General features: G+C 44.7%; 18 protein-coding genes. 14 read left to right on the top strand and 4 right to left on the bottom strand.

Features of this window, described 5'->3' with window-relative positions:
* Positions 1 to 104: 104 nt before the first annotated feature.
* Positions 105 to 1,568, top strand: coding sequence for a beta-barrel assembly-enhancing protease (gene bepA / locus ACTRWF_RS15530; protein ID WP_015067337.1), 1,464 nt, complete (start codon positions 105 to 107; stop codon positions 1,566 to 1,568).
* 15 nt (positions 1,569 to 1,583) lie between these two features.
* Here bepA and ACTRWF_RS15525 read toward each other — a convergent pair whose 3' ends face one another.
* Positions 1,584 to 2,090, bottom strand: a complete 507-nt coding sequence (locus ACTRWF_RS15525) for a TlpA family protein disulfide reductase (protein ID WP_462835817.1) — start codon at positions 2,088 to 2,090, stop codon at positions 1,584 to 1,586.
* A 258-nt stretch (positions 2,091 to 2,348) separates the two neighbouring features.
* Here ACTRWF_RS15525 and arsC point away from each other — a divergent pair, with 258 nt between their 5' ends.
* The 3 genes from arsC to ACTRWF_RS15510 all read left to right on the top strand — a co-directional run bounded on the left by arsC (position 2,349) and on the right by ACTRWF_RS15510 (position 3,819).
* Positions 2,349 to 2,702 (top strand): arsenate reductase (glutaredoxin), encoded by a 354-nt coding sequence (gene arsC, locus ACTRWF_RS15520; protein WP_012518632.1) that lies wholly within the window; start codon positions 2,349 to 2,351, stop codon positions 2,700 to 2,702.
* Positions 2,702 to 3,304, top strand: a complete 603-nt coding sequence (gene wrbA / locus ACTRWF_RS15515) for an NAD(P)H:quinone oxidoreductase (RefSeq protein WP_462835816.1) — start codon at positions 2,702 to 2,704, stop codon at positions 3,302 to 3,304. Before arsC ends, wrbA begins: the two co-directional genes overlap by 1 nt.
* Positions 3,305 to 3,396: 92 nt before the next feature.
* Positions 3,397 to 3,819 carry a DUF2069 domain-containing protein gene (locus ACTRWF_RS15510; protein ID WP_012518634.1) on the top strand — a complete coding sequence of 141 codons (423 nt, stop codon included), beginning with the start codon at positions 3,397 to 3,399 and terminating at the stop codon, positions 3,817 to 3,819.
* 156 nt (positions 3,820 to 3,975) lie between these two features.
* On the opposite strand, the gene hda is transcribed toward ACTRWF_RS15510, so the two are convergent.
* Both hda and ACTRWF_RS15500 read right to left on the bottom strand, forming a co-directional pair.
* Positions 3,976 to 4,713, bottom strand: a complete 738-nt coding sequence (hda, locus tag ACTRWF_RS15505) for a DnaA regulatory inactivator Hda (protein ID WP_015067341.1) — start codon at positions 4,711 to 4,713, stop codon at positions 3,976 to 3,978.
* A gap of 6 nt (positions 4,714 to 4,719) precedes the next feature.
* Complete coding sequence (locus ACTRWF_RS15500; RefSeq protein WP_462835815.1) at positions 4,720 to 6,117, bottom strand: DUF2066 domain-containing protein; 1,398 nt, start codon at positions 6,115 to 6,117, stop codon at positions 4,720 to 4,722.
* A 304-nt stretch (positions 6,118 to 6,421) separates the two neighbouring features.
* Here ACTRWF_RS15500 and purM point away from each other — a divergent pair, with 304 nt between their 5' ends.
* The 5 genes from purM (at position 6,422) to ACTRWF_RS15475 (ending at position 12,332) form a co-directional block, all read left to right on the top strand.
* Positions 6,422 to 7,462 carry a phosphoribosylformylglycinamidine cyclo-ligase gene (purM, locus tag ACTRWF_RS15495; RefSeq protein ID WP_012518637.1) on the top strand — a complete coding sequence of 347 codons (1,041 nt, stop codon included), beginning with the start codon at positions 6,422 to 6,424 and terminating at the stop codon, positions 7,460 to 7,462.
* Complete coding sequence (purN, locus tag ACTRWF_RS15490; RefSeq protein ID WP_012518638.1) at positions 7,459 to 8,109, top strand: phosphoribosylglycinamide formyltransferase; 651 nt, start codon at positions 7,459 to 7,461, stop codon at positions 8,107 to 8,109. The genes purM and purN overlap by 4 nt, the downstream gene beginning before the upstream one ends.
* On the top strand, positions 8,069 to 8,812 hold the full coding sequence (locus tag ACTRWF_RS15485; protein ID WP_201765954.1) for a DUF3108 domain-containing protein: 744 nt from the start codon (positions 8,069 to 8,071) through the stop codon (positions 8,810 to 8,812). Before purN ends, ACTRWF_RS15485 begins: the two co-directional genes overlap by 41 nt.
* A gap of 373 nt (positions 8,813 to 9,185) precedes the next feature.
* A complete protein-coding gene (gene fadE, locus ACTRWF_RS15480; protein WP_024016391.1) occupies positions 9,186 to 11,648 on the top strand; it encodes an acyl-CoA dehydrogenase FadE in 2,463 nt (820 codons plus the stop codon).
* Between the two features lie 168 nt (positions 11,649 to 11,816).
* A complete protein-coding gene (locus ACTRWF_RS15475) occupies positions 11,817 to 12,332 on the top strand; it encodes a CAP domain-containing protein (protein ID WP_231125021.1) in 516 nt (171 codons plus the stop codon).
* Between the two features lie 26 nt (positions 12,333 to 12,358).
* Here ACTRWF_RS15475 and ACTRWF_RS15470 read toward each other — a convergent pair whose 3' ends face one another.
* Positions 12,359 to 12,994 carry a response regulator transcription factor gene (locus tag ACTRWF_RS15470; RefSeq protein ID WP_015067347.1) on the bottom strand — a complete coding sequence of 212 codons (636 nt, stop codon included), beginning with the start codon at positions 12,992 to 12,994 and terminating at the stop codon, positions 12,359 to 12,361.
* Positions 12,995 to 13,167: 173 nt separating this feature from the next.
* On the opposite strand from ACTRWF_RS15470, the gene cmoA reads away from it, so the two are divergent.
* The 5 genes from cmoA (at position 13,168) to ACTRWF_RS15445 (ending at position 17,966) form a co-directional block, all read left to right on the top strand.
* Positions 13,168 to 13,899, top strand: coding sequence for a carboxy-S-adenosyl-L-methionine synthase CmoA (gene cmoA, locus ACTRWF_RS15465; RefSeq protein WP_012518643.1), 732 nt, complete (start codon positions 13,168 to 13,170; stop codon positions 13,897 to 13,899).
* A 59-nt stretch (positions 13,900 to 13,958) separates the two neighbouring features.
* Positions 13,959 to 14,957, top strand: a complete 999-nt coding sequence (cmoB, locus tag ACTRWF_RS15460) for a tRNA 5-methoxyuridine(34)/uridine 5-oxyacetic acid(34) synthase CmoB (protein ID WP_024016393.1) — start codon at positions 13,959 to 13,961, stop codon at positions 14,955 to 14,957.
* Positions 14,958 to 15,051: 94 nt separating this feature from the next.
* Positions 15,052 to 15,924, top strand: a complete 873-nt coding sequence (locus ACTRWF_RS15455; RefSeq protein ID WP_024016394.1) for a kinase-like protein — start codon at positions 15,052 to 15,054, stop codon at positions 15,922 to 15,924.
* Complete coding sequence (locus ACTRWF_RS15450) at positions 15,921 to 16,730, top strand: HAD-IIB family hydrolase (protein ID WP_012518646.1); 810 nt, start codon at positions 15,921 to 15,923, stop codon at positions 16,728 to 16,730. Before ACTRWF_RS15455 ends, ACTRWF_RS15450 begins: the two co-directional genes overlap by 4 nt.
* A 12-nt stretch (positions 16,731 to 16,742) precedes the next feature.
* The gene (locus tag ACTRWF_RS15445; protein WP_462835814.1) at positions 16,743 to 17,966 is read left to right on the top strand and encodes a glycosyltransferase family protein; all 1,224 of its coding nucleotides are present in this window, start codon (positions 16,743 to 16,745) and stop codon (positions 17,964 to 17,966) included.
* Positions 17,967 to 17,970 lie beyond the last annotated feature (4 nt).

The following is a 17,970-nucleotide window of genomic DNA, read 5'->3' as shown; positions in this document are numbered from 1 at the left end:
TTCGAAACGCATACACATAAGAAAAAAATAAAATTTGAAACTGTTTAGCAACTTAGCGCTCTAAGCGTTATGCATTATTAAACATGTACAACGATTGTAGGTTCATGAGAAAAAAGTTTTCAGCATCTTTAGTTGCCCTCTCCTTCGTGCTCACTTCGAGCATTACAGCTGTAGCGCAAGATGCCAATTACAGTAATAAAAACGCATTGCCTGAAATTGGTGTGGTTGCCTCAGATGCAATATCGCTAGACAAGGAAATGATCGTCGGTGATGCGGTTATGCGCCAAATGCGCGGTCAAAGCCCCGTTATTTCCGATCCCGTGCTTGACGAATATCTGCAGGACGTCGGTAATCGTCTTGTGGTTCATGCCGATAATGCAAAGTTTCCCTTTGAATTCTTTTGGGTGAATAACGATGCCATTAATGCCTTCGCTTTTTTCGGCGGTCATATTGGTGTTCACACGGGGCTTATGCGCCGAGCTGAGAATGAAAGTGAATTAGCTTCAGTACTGGCTCACGAAATCTCTCACGTGACACAGCGTCACATTGCCAGGCGCATGCAGGCGCAGCAGCGCTCGTCTCCCTTGGCATTAGCTTCACTCATTGGCGGCGTACTTATTGCTATGGCCAACCCTGAAGCGGGTATCGCGGCTATGCAAGCAGGGTCTGCTGCATCCGCTCAGCTACAAATAGACTATACCCGCTCTAACGAACAAGAAGCCGACCGCATTGGTATAGCTATGTTGGCGCGCGCAGGTTTTGATCCCAACGCCGCAGCGTCTTTTTTCTCAACCATGGCAGAAGAGTATCGCATGGTTTCACGTCCGCCAGCGCGCTTATTAACTCACCCATTAACAGAAAGTCGTATCGCAGATGCGAGAAACCGTGCCGGCGATTATCCGCGCCGTTATTTGCCCATTAACAAACAGTTTGAGCTTGCTAAGGCGCGCATAAAAGCGCGTTATTCCTTTGAGCCTGACTACGCAGTGGAATACTATGAGGCAGCAGTCGAACAAAATGTTCAGCGCAGTAAAGAAGCGTCGCTTTATGGATTGGCACTGGCGTATATGCGCGATGATAAAACTGAAAAAGCAAAAAAAATCATGGACGAACTTATTGCAGGTGACAGCAGCAACCTCTTTTATCTTGATGCAATGACAGACATTTATATTTCGCTTGGCGAGCCACTTAAAGCGGTTAACTTGCTCAAACCACATGTTACGCATAACCCAAGAAATCAAGTTTTAGCACTTAACCAAGCGAATGCCTATATCAGTGCTCAAAATTACGATGAAGCGATTTCGCTGTTAAAAGACTTTTTACTGGTTAAAAAGGATTATCAAATTGCTCATCAGTTAATGAGTGAGGCGTATCAAAAATCAAAGCGCTTTTCACAAATGCATCAAAGCAAAGCGGAAGTCTATGCGCTTTATGGCGCCTACAACCGCGCCGTAGATGAGTTACAGTATGCCTACAACTTCGCCGGCGATGATCATTTAATAAAGCAAAGAATTAGAGCAAGAATAAAGCAATTTAGAGATCAAGAAGAACGGCTAGAACGCCTGTAGAATGCTTTCTTTTATTTACTCGCGCCTTAAAGCTTGAAGGCGCTGAGTTAAATGCGCAGCGGTTAATTCACCCATTATAGTGTCAACGACCTTCCCCTCTGGCCCTATAATAAAAGTGGCCGGCAAATAGGGCGGTTTCTCCATAGGAAGCGCCGTACTCTGTGAACTCACTATAACCGGAATGGTAATATTATATTTTTCTGTCATCTCTTTTAGCTCAGAGAGTGTTTTCAGGTCGTAGTTAACAGCGAAGAGCTTAGTATTGCTTGGCAGTGATGCATTAAATTTAGCAAGTTCCGGCATTTCTCGTAGACACGGTGCGCACCAAGGAGCGAAATAGTTTACTACAACCCACTGGCCTTTTAGTGTGCTCCAGCTATATGTTCGCCCTTCTAAGGTTTCAAAATCATGCTGAAGGTGCTGATACGTAAAAACCCCGCCCATGGCCGCCGTCACTAATAACAGCAGAGTTAAAAGCGGCTTTAGTTTGTTTGTATTGGCCTTTGCTTTTAATAACCCCATTGCGTTCCTCTATATTTGCGCTCTAGCACTGCATTGTGTAACAGCGTAATTTAATCATTTCACACACATTTCATATGCCACTTTGCTTACTCTAAGCTAATTTAGTGCGACGGGAAACCGCGATTTCATATGGATTGAATTACATTAAACATTAGTTATTGGCCAATTTTCTGGCAGTTATCGGTAAACTGCTTGATATTAGAAACCAAAAACGCAATAGTTCGCGCCAATTGAAAAAACTATGCAATGAGGTCGCTTATGACAGACATTACTATAATTCACAATCCTCGCTGTTCTAAAAGCAGACAAACACTAGCGCTGCTAGAAGAAAAAGGGTTATCGCCCGTGGTTGTTCAGTATCTAAAAGAGCCTCTCAACGCCTCAGCGCTTAAAGACATATTTAAAAAACTTAACGTTGAATCGGTTAGAGAGATGATGCGTACAAAGGAAAACGAATATAAAGACGCCAATTTAGGCGATGAAACACTGTCTGATGACGACCTGTTTAACGCGATGGAAGCAACGCCAAAGCTCATCGAACGCCCTATCGTTATAAAAGGTGATAGTGCGCGAATTGGGCGCCCACCTGAATCGGTGTTGGAAATACTATAGTGCAACCTGTTCTCGTACTCTATTACAGCCGCCACGGAAGCACCAAGCGCTTAGCCGATGCTATTGCGCAAGGGGTTTCATCTCAAAATGTACCGGTGATCGTGCGCACGGTGAAAAGTATTAGCGAAACAGACGGCGAAGCTTCGCCTGACAACGCCTCAGCAGAGGTACCCGTGGTGACCGCTCAGGAATTAGAGCAATGCAGTGGTTTAGCATTAGGCAGCCCTACTCGCTTTGGCAATATGGCCGCGTCCGTTAAACACTTTTTAGATTCTACGAGCAGTCAATGGCTTAAAGGCGCGTTAATTAACAAGCCAGCCTGTGTGTTTACATCCTCGTCATCGATGCACGGTGGTCAGGAGTCGACGCTACTCTCGATGATGCTACCGCTTATGCATCACGGCATGGTTATATGCGGATTGCCCTACAGCGAACCTGAATTGCACAATACGATGACTGGAGGCAGCCCCTATGGGGTAACTCACGTTGCGCATCATAGCCATGCTTCGCCAGAGCAACTCAGTGATGATGAAAGAGCGCTCTGTTTTGCCCAAGGTAAACGGTTAGCTACATTGGCTGAAAAGCTAAAAGAAGAACGTTAACGCTGTCACGTACAACGCTGAAAAAGACGCTTTGGAAAAACGCAAACACTTACGTTTTACATTTAAAAACACGATCTCATCGGAGAATTAACATGTCATCAGATACGCGCTTTTTTCGCTATCTCGCACTTCTTAGCCACACAGGGCTAATTATTTGGATAACATTATGGCAATTTACCTTTACTAAAGCACATACGTATTCGCCGATTTTTATTGCCCTGTTTTATATTTTACCTTTATTGCTACCCTATTGGGGCATACTCAAGGGCAAGCCTTACACCCACGCTTGGGCGAATTTCGTTGTCTTGTTCTATCTCATTCATGGTTGCACCGTAGCGTACGCCGTGCCGGCAGAACGTTGGTACGCTGTGGTTGAAATCATTTTATGTACGGGAATGTTCGTAGGTTGCAGTGCCTTTGCAAGGAAACGAGGTCGAGAATTAGGGTTAGGCTTGAAAAAGCTAAAAGAAGAAATGAAAGAAGAAAAGGCCCGTTTCGAGCAAAATCAGCAGTAAAAAGCCTGCAGTAATAAGTAACATACCAAGAAAAAAAACCTTTATTAAAAGGTGACAAGGGCACGTTGCTAGCCCAAGCGTTTAGCCATTTTTGTGACGATAGCGTTAGTTGCAATATGTATATGTGGAGGCGTTGGCTCTAGCGACGGCGTTTTCTTAACCTAAGTTAAGTTCACGTTTTACCATGGCTACTGATAGTCTCTTTTGCTCTTGCAGCGAACGTGCATCTAACCTTGCAAGTAACGACATCAAGCTTTTCAAGTCTCGTTCGCTATGGTGTAAGAGAAACTGTAAGGCTTGGTTTGAAAGGGTTAACCCGCGCTCTTCAGCACGCAGCCGAACGGCTTCTTCACGCCCACCATCATCTAATTGATTTACATGGTAAATCACACCCCACGCTAATCGCGAGCGCAAGTCAGGCAACGTAAACGCCGGGTTCGATGGCCCAAGGTGACTGGTGCAAATGATCAACGCGCGCTTGGTCTCAATAACACGGTTAAAAAGGTCAAATAACGCTTCTTCCCACTGCACATTGCCTGCAATGGCGTGGATATTGTCCAACGCTATCAGTGAAAGGTTTTCAAGGCCTTCGAAAATGTCTAACGACCACGCCTGGTAGTCGTTTAAATTAAGATACAGGTGGCTTACAGACTTACCCGCCAATTGATGACAAGTAGCAAATAATAAGTGGCTCTTACCAATTGCGCTATTGCCTAGCAAAGTAACAAGGGGAAGCTGTAGTGAAGACAACGGCCCCAATACGGGGGCCTCTCGCCAATATGGCAACGCTTCTGCGATTTGCCTGAGAATTGATACGACTTCTTCATTACCCTTATTTACGAAACTATCGAAGTTTTCGTCTACGGGTAACGTTATAGGCAAAGGCAGTTGCATGTTAAATTAATTGCTCCAATAGAAACTATGCCCTTTTACGGTTTGCCCGTAAGCGTCGGTAACTGAACGTAACCGACCTTCCAACTGGATGCTATTAAGTAAATCATCAACCGTTCCTACTAAGGTCAACGAGTAAGTAGCCACTGTACCCGATTGTTCTACTAACGTAGCACTCTCAATGACACTTAAGCTATTAAGGTAGTCTGTAGCACTCGCATAGCTGTTTATTGAACCGATGTTTGCAATTGATACCGTAATCACTTCTCGTTCTGAAACCTCAATTCCAACAACAGCATACAGCGACGATAAGTAATTTGAATAGGCATCAATGAGCTGTTTACCCAAAGCCTGTGGTGAATCACCATAAATACTGCCGTAGCTGACCTTGCCGCCACCAACGAACACCCAATCTAATGCATATTTTCCTTCATCAGCGCGTTTAGCGTAATCGGCAAATTCGTTCATGGTAAATGGTACCGCGCTATCGTCACGGTTGTTTAGAGCTGCATCAAACGCTTGCTCGCTATTGCTCACGTTACCGTTGCTCTCTGTGTCGTCGCCATTCACTTCGCTCTGGGCCTCACCTTCTGCGCTATCACCGGTGACAGTGGCGTCAGCGCCCATTTCCGACATGGTGTCCTGACCTTCTTTGCTAAGCACATCGTCTAAAGACTCAACTGTACCAGAAGGCACCGCGTTCTCCGGCAAATCAGGGATGGCGCTAGGGTCGTTCGGATAAACACGTGCGCCGATAATATTATCGATATTGTAACGTACAGAAGCCTGACGCAAAGGCTCAACAAAGCGCCCCCATACATCATACGTAGAAATATTCACGTTATCGGTAAGGTCCATTAAAGGTAAGCTTAACGGCACGCCGCGCTCTTTTGCCGTTTTTTTAAGCGCCAGTTGTAGTTCTGTATTTAATGATTCATCGAGTATAGACCGGGTTTCATTTTCGGCCTCTTCAACAAGCCATACGATAGTTTCGGGTCGTCTGTCACCCCATAGTGGGAGCATTTCACGTTGCAGTATCTCGTTAAGTTTAGCTTGGTCGAATTCAGCAACGTAATAAGTTTGACCATTTTCGTAGGCAAACCGGTATGAGCGAAGCAAAGATTGAGGAGAACTAAGTGCGGCTCTCACCCCTGCATTATCTAAAACATGGGTACTGCCAGACATCTTTATAACAACTTGGCGAAGCGCTTTTTTAAGCGCAGCTTGCTGGGTACGTTGAGATTGGTCACCTACTTGAATTTGCGCTTCGCTGACGACAACCCGTTGGGCAGCAAAGGTAAACGCAGAATAGTTTAACAATGCTATTAGTGAAAGCCCTATAGCGGGTGTGAGACGTCGCCCCTTGGTATTTGCTTTCTTGGTGTTACGCTTTACTGCGGTTAACATTGACACTCCATACTCTTTAAAATCAATTCCTTACCCATCGAGTTGCTACGCCGATTTATTGTTGCGAAAGACGCAGACAAAACATCAAACAAGCACACTATTTTCTCTACTCTTAGCGCGAGACATTTTATTAAGTAAGTTGTTCACCAAAAGATAGCCTTCTATTGTCTTTTATATTCGGTTTAATTTCACCCATAAAATAAAAAAGATCAAAAAGCGCATAAAATAGCCGTCACAAATTGGACTTGTGACGACTTGCTGGTAGAATCCGCGGTTTTCTACCTCTTAGTTTCAGGGCCCAACCGTGAGCGAAAATAAAACCTCTTTAAGTTACAAAGATGCAGGCGTAGATATCGATGCAGGTAATCAACTTGTTGAACGCATAAAATCTGTTACCAAGAAAACCCATAGACCTGAAGTGAAGGGCAATTTGGGTGGATTTGGTGCACTTTGCGAACTGCCTACCAAATATAAAAAGCCGCTACTTGTTTCAGGTACGGATGGCGTGGGTACAAAACTAAGAGTAGCTATGGATGCTAACCGTCACGACGGTGTAGGCATCGATTTAGTCGCAATGTGTGTAAACGACCTTATTGTACAAGGCGCAGAGCCCCTATTCTTCTTAGACTACTATGCAACAGGAAAACTTGATGTTGATGTTGCTGCTTCAGTGGTTACTGGTATTGGCGCAGGCTGCGAACAAGCAGGCTGTGCACTGATTGGTGGTGAAACTGCTGAAATGCCGGGCATGTACCACGACGGCGACTACGACATTGCCGGTTTTTGTGTAGGTGTCGTTGAAGCTGACAACGTCATTGACGGTACTAACGTTAAGCCTGGTCAGAAACTTATCGCTCTTGGCTCATCTGGTCCGCACTCTAATGGCTATTCATTAGTAAGAAAAATTATCGAAGTGAGTGGTGCTGATGTAAACGCAGAGCTTAACGGTAAGCCTATCATCGACCAGTTGTTAGAGCCTACACGTATTTACGTGAAGTCAGTACTAGCGCTGTTAGAAGAAGTGCAAGTGAGCGCTATTTCTCATATCACCGGCGGCGGTTTCTGGGAAAATATTCCACGGGTTCTACCTGAGGATGCAAAAGTAGTCATTGACGAAAAATCATGGGAATGGCCAGCGGTCTTCTCTTGGCTACAAGAAAACGGCAACGTTACCCGCCATGAAATGTACCGCACCTTTAACTGTGGTGTTGGCTTAGTTATCGTAGTTGATGATGCCGATACAGAACAAGCGGTAAACATTCTAAAACAACACGGTGAAAATGCGTGGGTAATTGGCGATATCGCGTCTAAAGATGGCGAAGAACAAGTAGAGATCAACGCGTGAGTACTCGTGTAACTAAACTTTGCGTACTTATTTCCGGGAACGGTAGTAATTTGCAGGCTATTATCGACGCAGTACAAGCAGGCCGTCTTAACGCGCAAATTACTGGCGTTATTAGCAACCGGCCAAATGCTTATGGCCTTGAACGAGCCAGAGAAGCAGGTATAGAAGCCGTTTGTTTGGATCATATGGAATATGATGATCGCGCTTCCTATGATGAAGCACTAAAATCGCAAATTAATGCGTTCGGTGCCGACTGCGTAGTGCTTGCGGGCTTTATGCGTATTTTAACGCCTGAGTTTGTTGATAGTTTTACTGGAAAATTAGTGAACATTCATCCCTCTTTGTTGCCAAAGTACAAAGGTTTGAATACGCACCAACGGGCTATTGACAACGGTGACAAAGAGCACGGTGTAAGTGTGCACTTTGTTACGCCAGAGCTCGACGGCGGCCCCGTTATTATTCAAAGTCGTGTACCTGTATTTGAAGAGGATACTCCAAGCGACTTGGCCGAGCGTGTTCAAGAACAGGAACGTCGCATCTACCCTCTTGTGCTTTCTTGGTTTAGCGCAGGTCGGCTTTCAATGCGAAACAATAAGGCAGTTTTAGATGAGCAAGAACTTCCAGAATCTGGTTATGCAAACGACTAAGCCTTTCGCGGTAGGCGCACTGTTAGCGATTTCGCTTTCATGTGAAGCGCAAGCTGATACTAGCGCGCAACTGCCCCTTCAGCCTTACAAGGCCACGTACACCGCCTATAAATGGGGTGATGATGTAGGTGAAGCGAACATAGAGCTTACTGAATTGGGCAACCAACAGTACTCGATGATTTACACCTCTAAGGTTTCTAAGTTTTTTTTGTCCGACGAACGTAGTGAGCATTCTATCTTCTTTGTGGATGACAACACGGTAGTACCTTCTGAATACTACTATAACCGATCGGGTACGGGCCCAGATAAAGAACTTAAAGTCACGTTCAGTCAACAGGGCGAAGGGAAAATCTCCGTAGATAATGGGGATACCTTTAAATGGAACGGTGAATTTGATAATCAAATTTATCGCATTGACCTTGCTAAGCAATTAGCAAAAGGCGAGACCTCTTTGGACTATGACTTCGTTAATTACCGTGGTCAACTTAGACACTACGGCGTACAAGTTATCGATGAAGAAGTGCTTTCTCTGCCTTACGGTAAAATTGAAGCTGTAAAAGTAAAACTCATACGGGACTCGAAAAAACGAGAAACCTTCGCGTGGTTTGCCCCTTCATTGAACTACACGTTAGTTCGGCTACAGCAGTTTAAAGAAGGCGATGAGCAAGGCGACATTAAGCTCAAATCTTTTCAAATACAGTAGTTTTTTAACGCGTTGTTAAATTCCTCAAAAAAGCACGCTAATGGCGTGCTTTTTTTATCGCTATTCCTCCCCACAATGTTGCTGCTTGCCTACAGGGCGGTAAGCGCTAAATAATCGTGTTTTTCAGCGAGTTAATTTACGTGGTAAATGGTTTCAATAAGTAACGTCTATACTTATAGGTATTGCTGTGTATCGCTCTATTATTTATTACGTTGTTAATAGATTATTCATGTAAAAATCTTGATCTTTGCCCTATTAAATAATACGTTTACAGCATGCTGGTCTGACCTCGATCTAAACGTGCTTTTTGTTAAGCAAAAACAGCATCGAGAAACAGATAAGTGTAACGTTTAACGCCTTTCAGGAGTGAAGTATGGCAGATTTTATATGGTTTTTATTGGTGGTACTGACACTAGCGGTTGCTAGTTATCAGCGCACCAGCTTGGTAACAGCAGTTGCCATGGGCGCAGGTGTAATGATTTTAGGCACCTTATTTGGTGACATTGGCCTGTTAGGTTGGGTGGTGTTTCTTGCCTTAACGCTTCCTTTCACCCTTGCCAATATCAGACAACAGTACATTTCTAAAAAGCTGTTAGCCTTTTATCGCAAAGTTATGCCAGAAATGTCTAGCACCGAACAAGAAGCAATCGACGCTGGTACCGTATGGTGGGATGGCGATATCTTTAGTGGTAAACCTGACTGGGATAAGCTTCACCGCATTCCAAAAGGTCGCCTTACTGCAGAAGAGCAAGCATTCTTAGACGGCCCATGTGACAAAGTGTGCTCAATGGTTGATGAATGGCAGATTAACCATAAAGATGCGGACCTTCCTCCTGAAATTTGGCAGTTTTTAAAAGAGCATAAGTTCTTTGCTATGATCATCAAGAAAGAATATGGTGGTTTAGCGTTTTCTGCGTATGCACAATCACGTGTTCTACAGAAGCTTGCTGGCGTAAGTGCTGTATTATCAAGCACCGTTGGTGTACCTAACTCATTGGGCCCGGGCGAGCTGCTTCAACACTATGGAACAAAAGAGCAACAAGACCACTACTTACCTCGCCTTGCTGCGGGTGAAGAAATTCCTTGTTTTGCACTAACAGGCCCTGAAGCGGGTTCTGACGCAGGTGCGATCCCGGATGTAGGCGTGGTATGTAAAGGCGAATGGAATGGTGAAGAAGTGTTAGGCATGCGCCTAACGTTTAATAAGCGCTACATTACGCTTGCGCCTGTGGCTACGGTTATTGGTCTTGCCTTTAAACTACAAGACCCTGAGGGCCTTCTTGGCGATAATAAAGAGCCAGGTATCACCTGCGCACTTATTCCTCGCGATACCAAAGGCTTAGAAATTGGGCGTCGTCACTTCCCCCTTAATACGCCATTTCAAAACGGGCCAATTAAAGGCGAAGATATTTTCGTACCTATCGACTACATCATTGGTGGCCCGCAAATGGCAGGTCGCGGCTGGCGTATGCTTGTTGAATGCTTGTCTGTCGGTCGCTGTATTACGCTTCCTTCATCAGCTGCTGGTGGTGCAAAATCAGTATCACTTGCCACCGGTGCATACGCACGTATTCGTCGCCAATTCCGTATGCCTGTTGGGCACATGGAGGGGGTTGAAGAAATGCTGGCGCGCATTGGCGGTAATGCATACTTAATGGACGGAGTCACGCGTTTCTCAACGGTTGGTGTAGACCTTGGCGAGAAGCCGTCGGTTATCTCTGCAATTTGTAAGTACCACCTTACCGAAAAAATGCGTCAGGTCATTAACGACTCGATGGACGTTCACGGCGGTAAAGGCGTAATGCTTGGGCCAAATAATTACTTGGGCCGCGGCTACCAGGGCGTGCCAGTGTCCATTACGGTAGAAGGTGCAAACATTCTTACCCGTAATATGATGATATTTGGTCAAGGTGCTATGCGCTGTCACCCTTATGTACTTAAAGAAATTGAAGCTGCTTCAATTGAAGATAAGAAAGAAGCACTACAAGCGTTTGATAAAGCGGTATTTGGTCACATCGGCTTTGCTGTAGCTAACACGGTTCGCAGTATTTGGTTCTCGTTAACCAATGGCGCGTTTAGCAGTGCACCGTTTACTGATGAAACAGCCCGCTATTACAAACTTCTTCAAGGGTATAGCGCAAACCTAGCGTTACTTACCGATGTGTCTATGGGTGTACTGGGTGGCGATCTTAAACGCCGCGAGCGTCTATCTGCGCGTTTAGGCGACATTTTAAGTGGCCTATACATGGGCAGCACAACGCTTAAACGCTTTGACGAAGAGGGTCGTTTGAAAGAAGATTTACCGCTTCTACATTGGGCAATGCAAACCACGTTGCACGATATTGAAACGGCTATTGATGACTTCTTAGCGAACTTCCCCAACCGTGCTATCGCTGCAGCGCTTCGCGTTATGGTAATACCGTTTGGCCGTCGTATTGGCAAGCCCTCGGATAAGACAGAGCATGCCATTGCTAAAATGCTTCAAACTCCATCCACTGCACGTAGCCGCTTAGGGTATGGCCAGTACCTGACGCGCGAAGAAGGCAGCCTATTTGGCGACCTTGAACAAACACTTGACGATGTATTAGCGAGCGAGCCTATCTTCGAACGTATTTGTAAGCATAAGAAAGCTAAGCTTCCATTTACCCGTTTAGATATTCTTGCTGACGAAGCGCTTGCCGAAGAGGTGATTAACGAAGAAGAAGCGAATCTACTTCGCAAGACTGAAGCTGGCAGACTTCGTACTATCAACGTTGATGACTTTGACCACGAAGAACTGGTCGCTAAAGTTAACTCTACCAGCGCCGCGAAAAAGCGAGGTGGTAAAGCTGCTTAGTTTAACGTTTAAACGTAAAGGCCGCGCTCGCGGCCTTTTTCATTACACACTTCCCCTCGCTTGCATATTTGCCCCCTTAGTTTTGCTGATGGGTCCCCTTGCGGTAATAACAAACAAGCACAAGCGCTTTCATTGCTCATCGCTAAGGACAAGAAACAGCAACGAAAAGTGTTAACGTGCAACCCTACGCTTGTTGAACTTGCTGAAGAAAAAGCTAAAGACATGGCACAGAGAGGGCTGGTATCACATTTTCTAGGTGGAAGCCCTAATACACGTATCCGCAATGCTGGATTAACGTTGCCTGAGTATTATGGCGACGCTATGAGTAATCAAGTAGAGGCCTTAGCCGGCGGCTACAAAACGGCAGATGACGTATGGTATGCACTTAAAACCTCTACATCGCATCGTCAGCATTTATTGGGAGAGCTCCCCTTCTATCAAGAACAAGATCAGATAGGCATTGCTTTCTTTAAAGACTATTCGACGCCTCATGTAGAATATTGGGCCATATACTTAACCAAATTAGCTGATACACAGCGTTTGCCAGAGGCCGAAACGAAAAGGCCGTCTACTTTATTACTGTCAAAGCGAAAGAAGAAGTTTGAGCAGGTGCCCGACAAAGGACTGGGCATTGTTACCGAAAGTGGTGAGGTTATTTTACAAACGAAAAAACCGGATGAATAATCCGGTTTTTATCAAACAAAACGCGTTTAGCTGAGCTGAAGCTTATCCATTAACAATACCGCTTGAGTACGAGTGTTAATTTCTAGCTTGCGTAAGATTGCGCTTATGTGAGCTTTAATTGTCGCTTCTGTTACGTTCATCTCGTGTGCAATTTGCTTGTTCATTAGACCAGCACGCAAATATGAAAGCACTTGAATTTGTTTAGGCGTTAACTCGCGAAAACGTTGGAGCAACACTTTAAGCTCGTCATCGACTTTCTCTAGTTCTTCTTCCATACCTTCAGGAAGCCACTTCTTACCGCCAATGATATCAACAATGGCTTGGGCAATTTCACGCGTTTCAGACACTTTCGGTATAAAACCTTGCGCCCCTAAACTCATGACTTGTGCCACAACTTCTACCGTGTCGCTACCAGATATAACACCAATCGGAATATTCGGGTATTGTTCTCGAAGCGTGATTAAACCGTTGAAATATTCACCACCAGGCATATTTAGATCAAGGAGCACCAGTTCAACACCGTCAAACTCATTAAGCTTTTCCAATGCATCGTCCAAGCTTCCCGCTTGAATTATTTGCGCATTTTCAAAGTAAGGTTCCAACGCGCCGCTTAATGCCTCGCGAAACAATGGGTGATCGTCTGCTACTAGAATTCTCGTCATTAGCGTTACTGCTTCCTTATTATATTATGAGTATAGATTAATACTTTCGATTAGTGACGAAAAGCCCTAATCCACAAAAATCACTCAAAATTTAACAAAATTAGCGTTTTCCATTGGCATTTGCGTATCAGACGGTAAAATTGCGCTCCAAATTAGGCAATTGAAGAACAGCAGTGAAGAAGCACGACAATATTTACGCAAAGGCACTCAATAAAGTAGATGACTTTAAATTTGATGAGTCTGTGGTTGATGTGTTTCCCGATATGATTCAAAGATCGGTTCCAGGCTATGAGACCATCGTTCATACCATTGGCGAGCTCGCCAAGTCATCAGTAACGCCGAACTCCATGGTTTACGATTTAGGTTGTAGTTTGGGTGCGGCGAGTTTATCAGTGTCACGAGCAGTGAGTGCTAATACGTGTGAGATTATTGGCGTAGATGCCTCAAGTGCTATGGTTGAACGCTGTAGACGCGTTGTGCAGACATTTACGCTACCTAACCCGATAAGTATTGAGCAAGGGCTTGCACAAGACGTAGATATCAACAACGCTTCAATGGTAGTAATGAACTTTACGCTACAGTTTATTCCTCCTTCCGATCGCGAAGGGCTACTTGCCAGTATTTATAAAGGTTTAAACCCTGGCGGCATCTTAGTGCTGTCGGAAAAGGTGAAACACCCAACTCGCTCCGGCAATGAACTGCTTATCGACCTTCACCACCAGTTCAAAAGAGACAACGGATATAGCGAGTTAGAAGTGAGCCAAAAGCGCGCAGCACTTGAAAAAGTAATGCTTACCGATACATTTAATGAACATGAAACTCGCTTAAAGAAAGTAGGCTTTGCCGACGTGGTTATGTGGTACAAATGCTATAACTTTACGTCAATGGTTGCGATTAAAGCCTAGCCCTTTCAATTTATTTCATCGCCGCGATTTAGCGGCTTCAAGCACACATCGAGAACACCATGAGTAAACTAGAACAGACTTGGTTTAACGAATGCTACACGTCGTTAATTGACAGCCCATTAGCACATTGGCTGCAAACTTTACCTGCACTTATGGATACTTGGCAGCGTACTGCTAAGCACGGCGAGTTCGATAAATGGTGCCGATTACTTAACAAATTGCCTAATACCTCGCCAAAGCAAATAGACCTTTCGACAAGTGTTACCATCGGCGCTAAAAGCGATGTGGATGAGTATACTCAAAAACAAATCGAAGGGCTTTTAAGGCAATTTATGCCATGGCGTAAAGGCCCCTTTCACGTGCACGGTATCCACATAGATACAGAATGGCGTTCTGACTGGAAATGGGACCGAGTAGCGCCTCATATTAGCTCCCTAAAAGGGCGAAACGTGTTAGACGTCGGTTGTGGTAGCGGCTATCACATGTGGCGCATGTTGGGCGAAGGCGCAAACAGGGTTATTGGTGTAGACCCTACACAGCTTTTCTTTATTCAATTTCACGCAATCAAACAGTTTATACGCAACAGCTATGGGCCTGCTAACAATATTCATTTTCTGCCAATGGGAATTGAAGACATGCAGCCTCTGCAAGCCTTTGACACCGTATTTTCAATGGGTGTGCTTTACCACAGAAAAGACCCCATGGCATTTTTACAACAGCTGAAAGATCAGCTTCGTAAAGGCGGCGAATTAATACTAGAAACCTTGGTCGTAGACGGCGATGAAACTACTGTGCTTATGGCGGGTGAGCGATATGCACAAATGAGAAACGTTTGGTTTTTACCAAGTACCGACGCCCTCACCGTTTGGCTTAGCCGATTAGGCTTTGAAAATATTCGCGTTGTTGATGTGAACCATACTACGTTAGATGAGCAGCGCTCAACATCTTGGATGGATACACAGTCTTTGAAAGATTTTCTCGATCCGGAAGATATTACTCGCACCATCGAAGGTTACCCTGCACCACAACGGGCCGTCATTGTCGCGAACAAGAAGTAGTTGCTCGCGTAGCGTCTTTACCAACCTATTGGCATAAATGTTGTTACCCCAATCCAGTTGAATGTGCGAATTCTGCAATGATTGAGGTGACAACATGGATATACATGGCTTTTTAACTACGCATCAATTGCCAAGTAGTTACGCAGAGACTGCACAAAAATGGTTCACTCCATTATGTGAACAGCTGCTAAAGCACCAAGAAGGTGCAACCAAACCATTTATTGTTGGAATAAATGGCAGCCAAGGGTCAGGAAAATCTACGCTGACCAGTTTTATTGAATATTATCTATCATCGGTTCACGGCAAACAGGTGGTATCGCTATCTATCGATGACTTTTATTTTGATCAGTCACAGCGCAATGCACTAGCGATAAAAGTACACCCATTGCTCGCAACTCGCGGCGTACCGGGCACCCACAATATACCGTTAGCATTAGACACCCTGCGTAATTTAGATTCGGGGTCACGCACCTTGCTTCCCCGCTTTGACAAAGCAACCGACAACCCCTTCCCTACTGAACAATGGCCTGTAATAGCGTCGTCACCTGACTTCATCATACTTGAAGGATGGTGTGTAGGGGCTACACCACAGTCACAAAGCGAACTGAAGCCCCCTATAAATCACTTAGAGGAAGTTGAAGATCCGCTGGGTATTTGGCGTTCTTTCGTCAACACCGAACTTGCAGGCGATTACCAAACGTTATTTGCCAAAATCGATTACCGTATTATGCTCAAAGCACCAAGTTTTGATTGTGTGTATCAATGGCGACTGGAGCAAGAACATAAACTCGCTAAAAAAGCCGCAAAAAATAGCACAGGCGTGATGTCAGATGAAGAAGTGGCAAACTTTGTGCAACATTACCAACGGATTACCGAACACGCCCTTCGCCAACTGCCTAAAGAGAGCGATACCGTGTTTTATCTTGATGAAACAAGAACGATTACTAAACAGGACGTAAAACAATGACGAAAACGCTTGTTTTCACCGATATGGACGGCACGCTGTTAGACCACCATACCTACTCATTCGAGGCGGCGAAACCGGCTTTAAAAGCGTTAGAAGAAAAAGACATCCCGGTTGTTCCAACAACGAGCAAAACGTTTGCCGAGCTTCAGCCACTAAGGGAAAGCATTGGTTTAGATGGCCCATTCATCATTGAAAATGGCGCGGCTATTTTTATTCCCCACGGATTTTTTAAGCAAAAGCCCAGTGGTACCGTTTGGATAGATGGCTATTGGTGTAAAGCATTTATCTCTAATAAAAACTACTGGATTAAACTGCTTGAGAAAATGGGCAGTGAGTTCGATGGCAAATATAAGCAGTTTTCTAAGATGTCTATTGAAGAGATCCAAGAATGCACTGGCTTAGATGAGCGTTCTGCAGCCCTCGCGGCCAAGCGTCAATTTGGGGAGCCTGTTTTGTGGCTAGGTAGCGAGGAAGAAAAGCACCGCTTCTTAAAAATTGTTAAAGACCGAGGCGCGTTTCCTTTAGAAGGCGGTCGCTTTATTCATATCTCTGGTAATTGCGATAAAGGCCAAGCGCTTAAATGGCTGGCGAGTGAATACCAGAAACAGTATTTAACGAAAGTTAACACTATCGCCCTTGGCGATGGTAAAAATGACGTGGCAATGCTTGAAGCTGCACACGTTCCTATTCGCATTTTATCTCCGGTAAATCCTCCACCTGAAGTACAAAAAGAAGAGGTATACACCAGCACCCTAACTGGCCCCGAAGGCTGGAACGAAATGCTTACTCAATTGCTATCCCTATGATCAGGAGGACACATGGCTGATTTTTATCAAAATGGTGTGGTTACTACGTTACATAACTTGGCTCGTCGTCCTACCGAAGAGCTTGAAGCAGAGTTGCTTCAGTTTTCACAAAAGCGCCCGATGGCACTTATTTTACCGTCTCTTTTTTCCGAACTTGAAGGCGAAGCTCTTCCGCATATTGTGAATGAACTGGCCAACGTGCCCTATCTTTCAGAAATTGTTATCGGTTTAGATAGAGCTAACGAAGAGCAATACAAGCACGCACTTAAATTCTTTGGCAAACTTCCTCAGCACCACAGAGTGCTATGGAACGATGGCCCGCGACTAAAAGCACTTGATGAAGAGCTACAGGCACAAGGATTAGCCCCTAAAGAGTTAGGCAAAGGTAGAAACGTATGGTACTGCATGGGTTACGTTTTAGCGTCTAATCGCGCTGAATCTGTAGCGCTGCACGATTGTGACATTGTGACTTACGAAAAAGATTTGCTTGCCAAGCTAATTTATCCGGTTGCAAACCCTATGTTCAACTACGAATTCTGTAAAGGTTATTACGCTCGTGTGGCTAATGGAAAAATTAATGGCCGAGTTTCGCGCCTGTTAGTAACGCCTTTACTACGTGCCTTAAAGCGCATAATGGGTGATAACGAATATTTGGAATTCATGGACAGCTTCCGCTATCCATTGGCCGGTGAATTTTCATTCAGACGTGACGTTTTGAACGATATCCGCATTCCCAGCGATTGGGGATTAGAGATTGGTGTGCTTTCTGAAATGCATCGAAATTATTCTCACAACCGCCTATGCCAGGCTGATATTTGTGACATTTACGACCATAAGCACCAAGACCTATCGCTAAATAACGACCAGGGCGGTTTGTCTAAAATGTCTATCGACATTACTAAAGCGATATTTAGAAAGCTCGCGACTCAAGGCTATACCTTTAGTAACGAAATGTTCCGTTCAATAAAAGCTACCTATTTCCGTATTGCGCTAGACTTTATAGAAACCTATCACAATGACGCGGTAATGAACGGCTTGAACTTAGACATTCACAGCGAGGAAAAAGCGGTAGAAATGTTTGCCAGCAACATAATGAAAGCGGGACAAAATTTCTTAGAAAACCCAATGGAAACACCGTTTATCCCTAGTTGGAACCGCGTTACTAGTGCGGTACCGGATATTTTAGAACGCTTATTAGAAGCGGTTGAAGCTGACACTGCAGAATATATGGAGTAAGTAA

The sequence above is a fragment of the Alteromonas sp. G5_S2_22_S1 genome (assembly GCF_054968525.1).
The sequence above is the reverse complement of the archived record's forward strand: the minus strand, read 5'-3'. Positions and strand labels throughout refer to the sequence as shown.

Bases quoted from the DNA above. Each gene is read 5' to 3' on its own strand.
- bepA (WP_015067337.1), top strand. From the start codon at position 105: ATGAGAAAAAAGTTTTCAGCATCTTTAGTTGCCCTCTCCTTCGTGCTC.
- ACTRWF_RS15525 (WP_462835817.1), bottom strand. From the start codon at position 2,090: ATGGGGTTATTAAAAGCAAAGGCCAATACAAACAAACTAAAGCCGCTT.
- arsC (WP_012518632.1), top strand. From the start codon at position 2,349: ATGACAGACATTACTATAATTCACAATCCTCGCTGTTCTAAAAGCAGA.
- ACTRWF_RS15510 (WP_012518634.1), top strand. From the start codon at position 3,397: ATGTCATCAGATACGCGCTTTTTTCGCTATCTCGCACTTCTTAGCCAC.
- hda (WP_015067341.1), bottom strand. From the start codon at position 4,713: ATGCAACTGCCTTTGCCTATAACGTTACCCGTAGACGAAAACTTCGAT.
- ACTRWF_RS15500 (WP_462835815.1), bottom strand. From the start codon at position 6,117: ATGTTAACCGCAGTAAAGCGTAACACCAAGAAAGCAAATACCAAGGGG.
- ACTRWF_RS15485 (WP_201765954.1), top strand. From the start codon at position 8,069: ATGAGCAAGAACTTCCAGAATCTGGTTATGCAAACGACTAAGCCTTTC.
- fadE (WP_024016391.1), top strand. From the start codon at position 9,186: ATGGCAGATTTTATATGGTTTTTATTGGTGGTACTGACACTAGCGGTT.
- ACTRWF_RS15470 (WP_015067347.1), bottom strand. From the start codon at position 12,994: ATGACGAGAATTCTAGTAGCAGACGATCACCCATTGTTTCGCGAGGCA.
- cmoB (WP_024016393.1), top strand. From the start codon at position 13,959: ATGAGTAAACTAGAACAGACTTGGTTTAACGAATGCTACACGTCGTTA.
- ACTRWF_RS15455 (WP_024016394.1), top strand. From the start codon at position 15,052: ATGGATATACATGGCTTTTTAACTACGCATCAATTGCCAAGTAGTTAC.
- ACTRWF_RS15450 (WP_012518646.1), top strand. From the start codon at position 15,921: ATGACGAAAACGCTTGTTTTCACCGATATGGACGGCACGCTGTTAGAC.
- ACTRWF_RS15445 (WP_462835814.1), top strand. From the start codon at position 16,743: ATGGCTGATTTTTATCAAAATGGTGTGGTTACTACGTTACATAACTTG.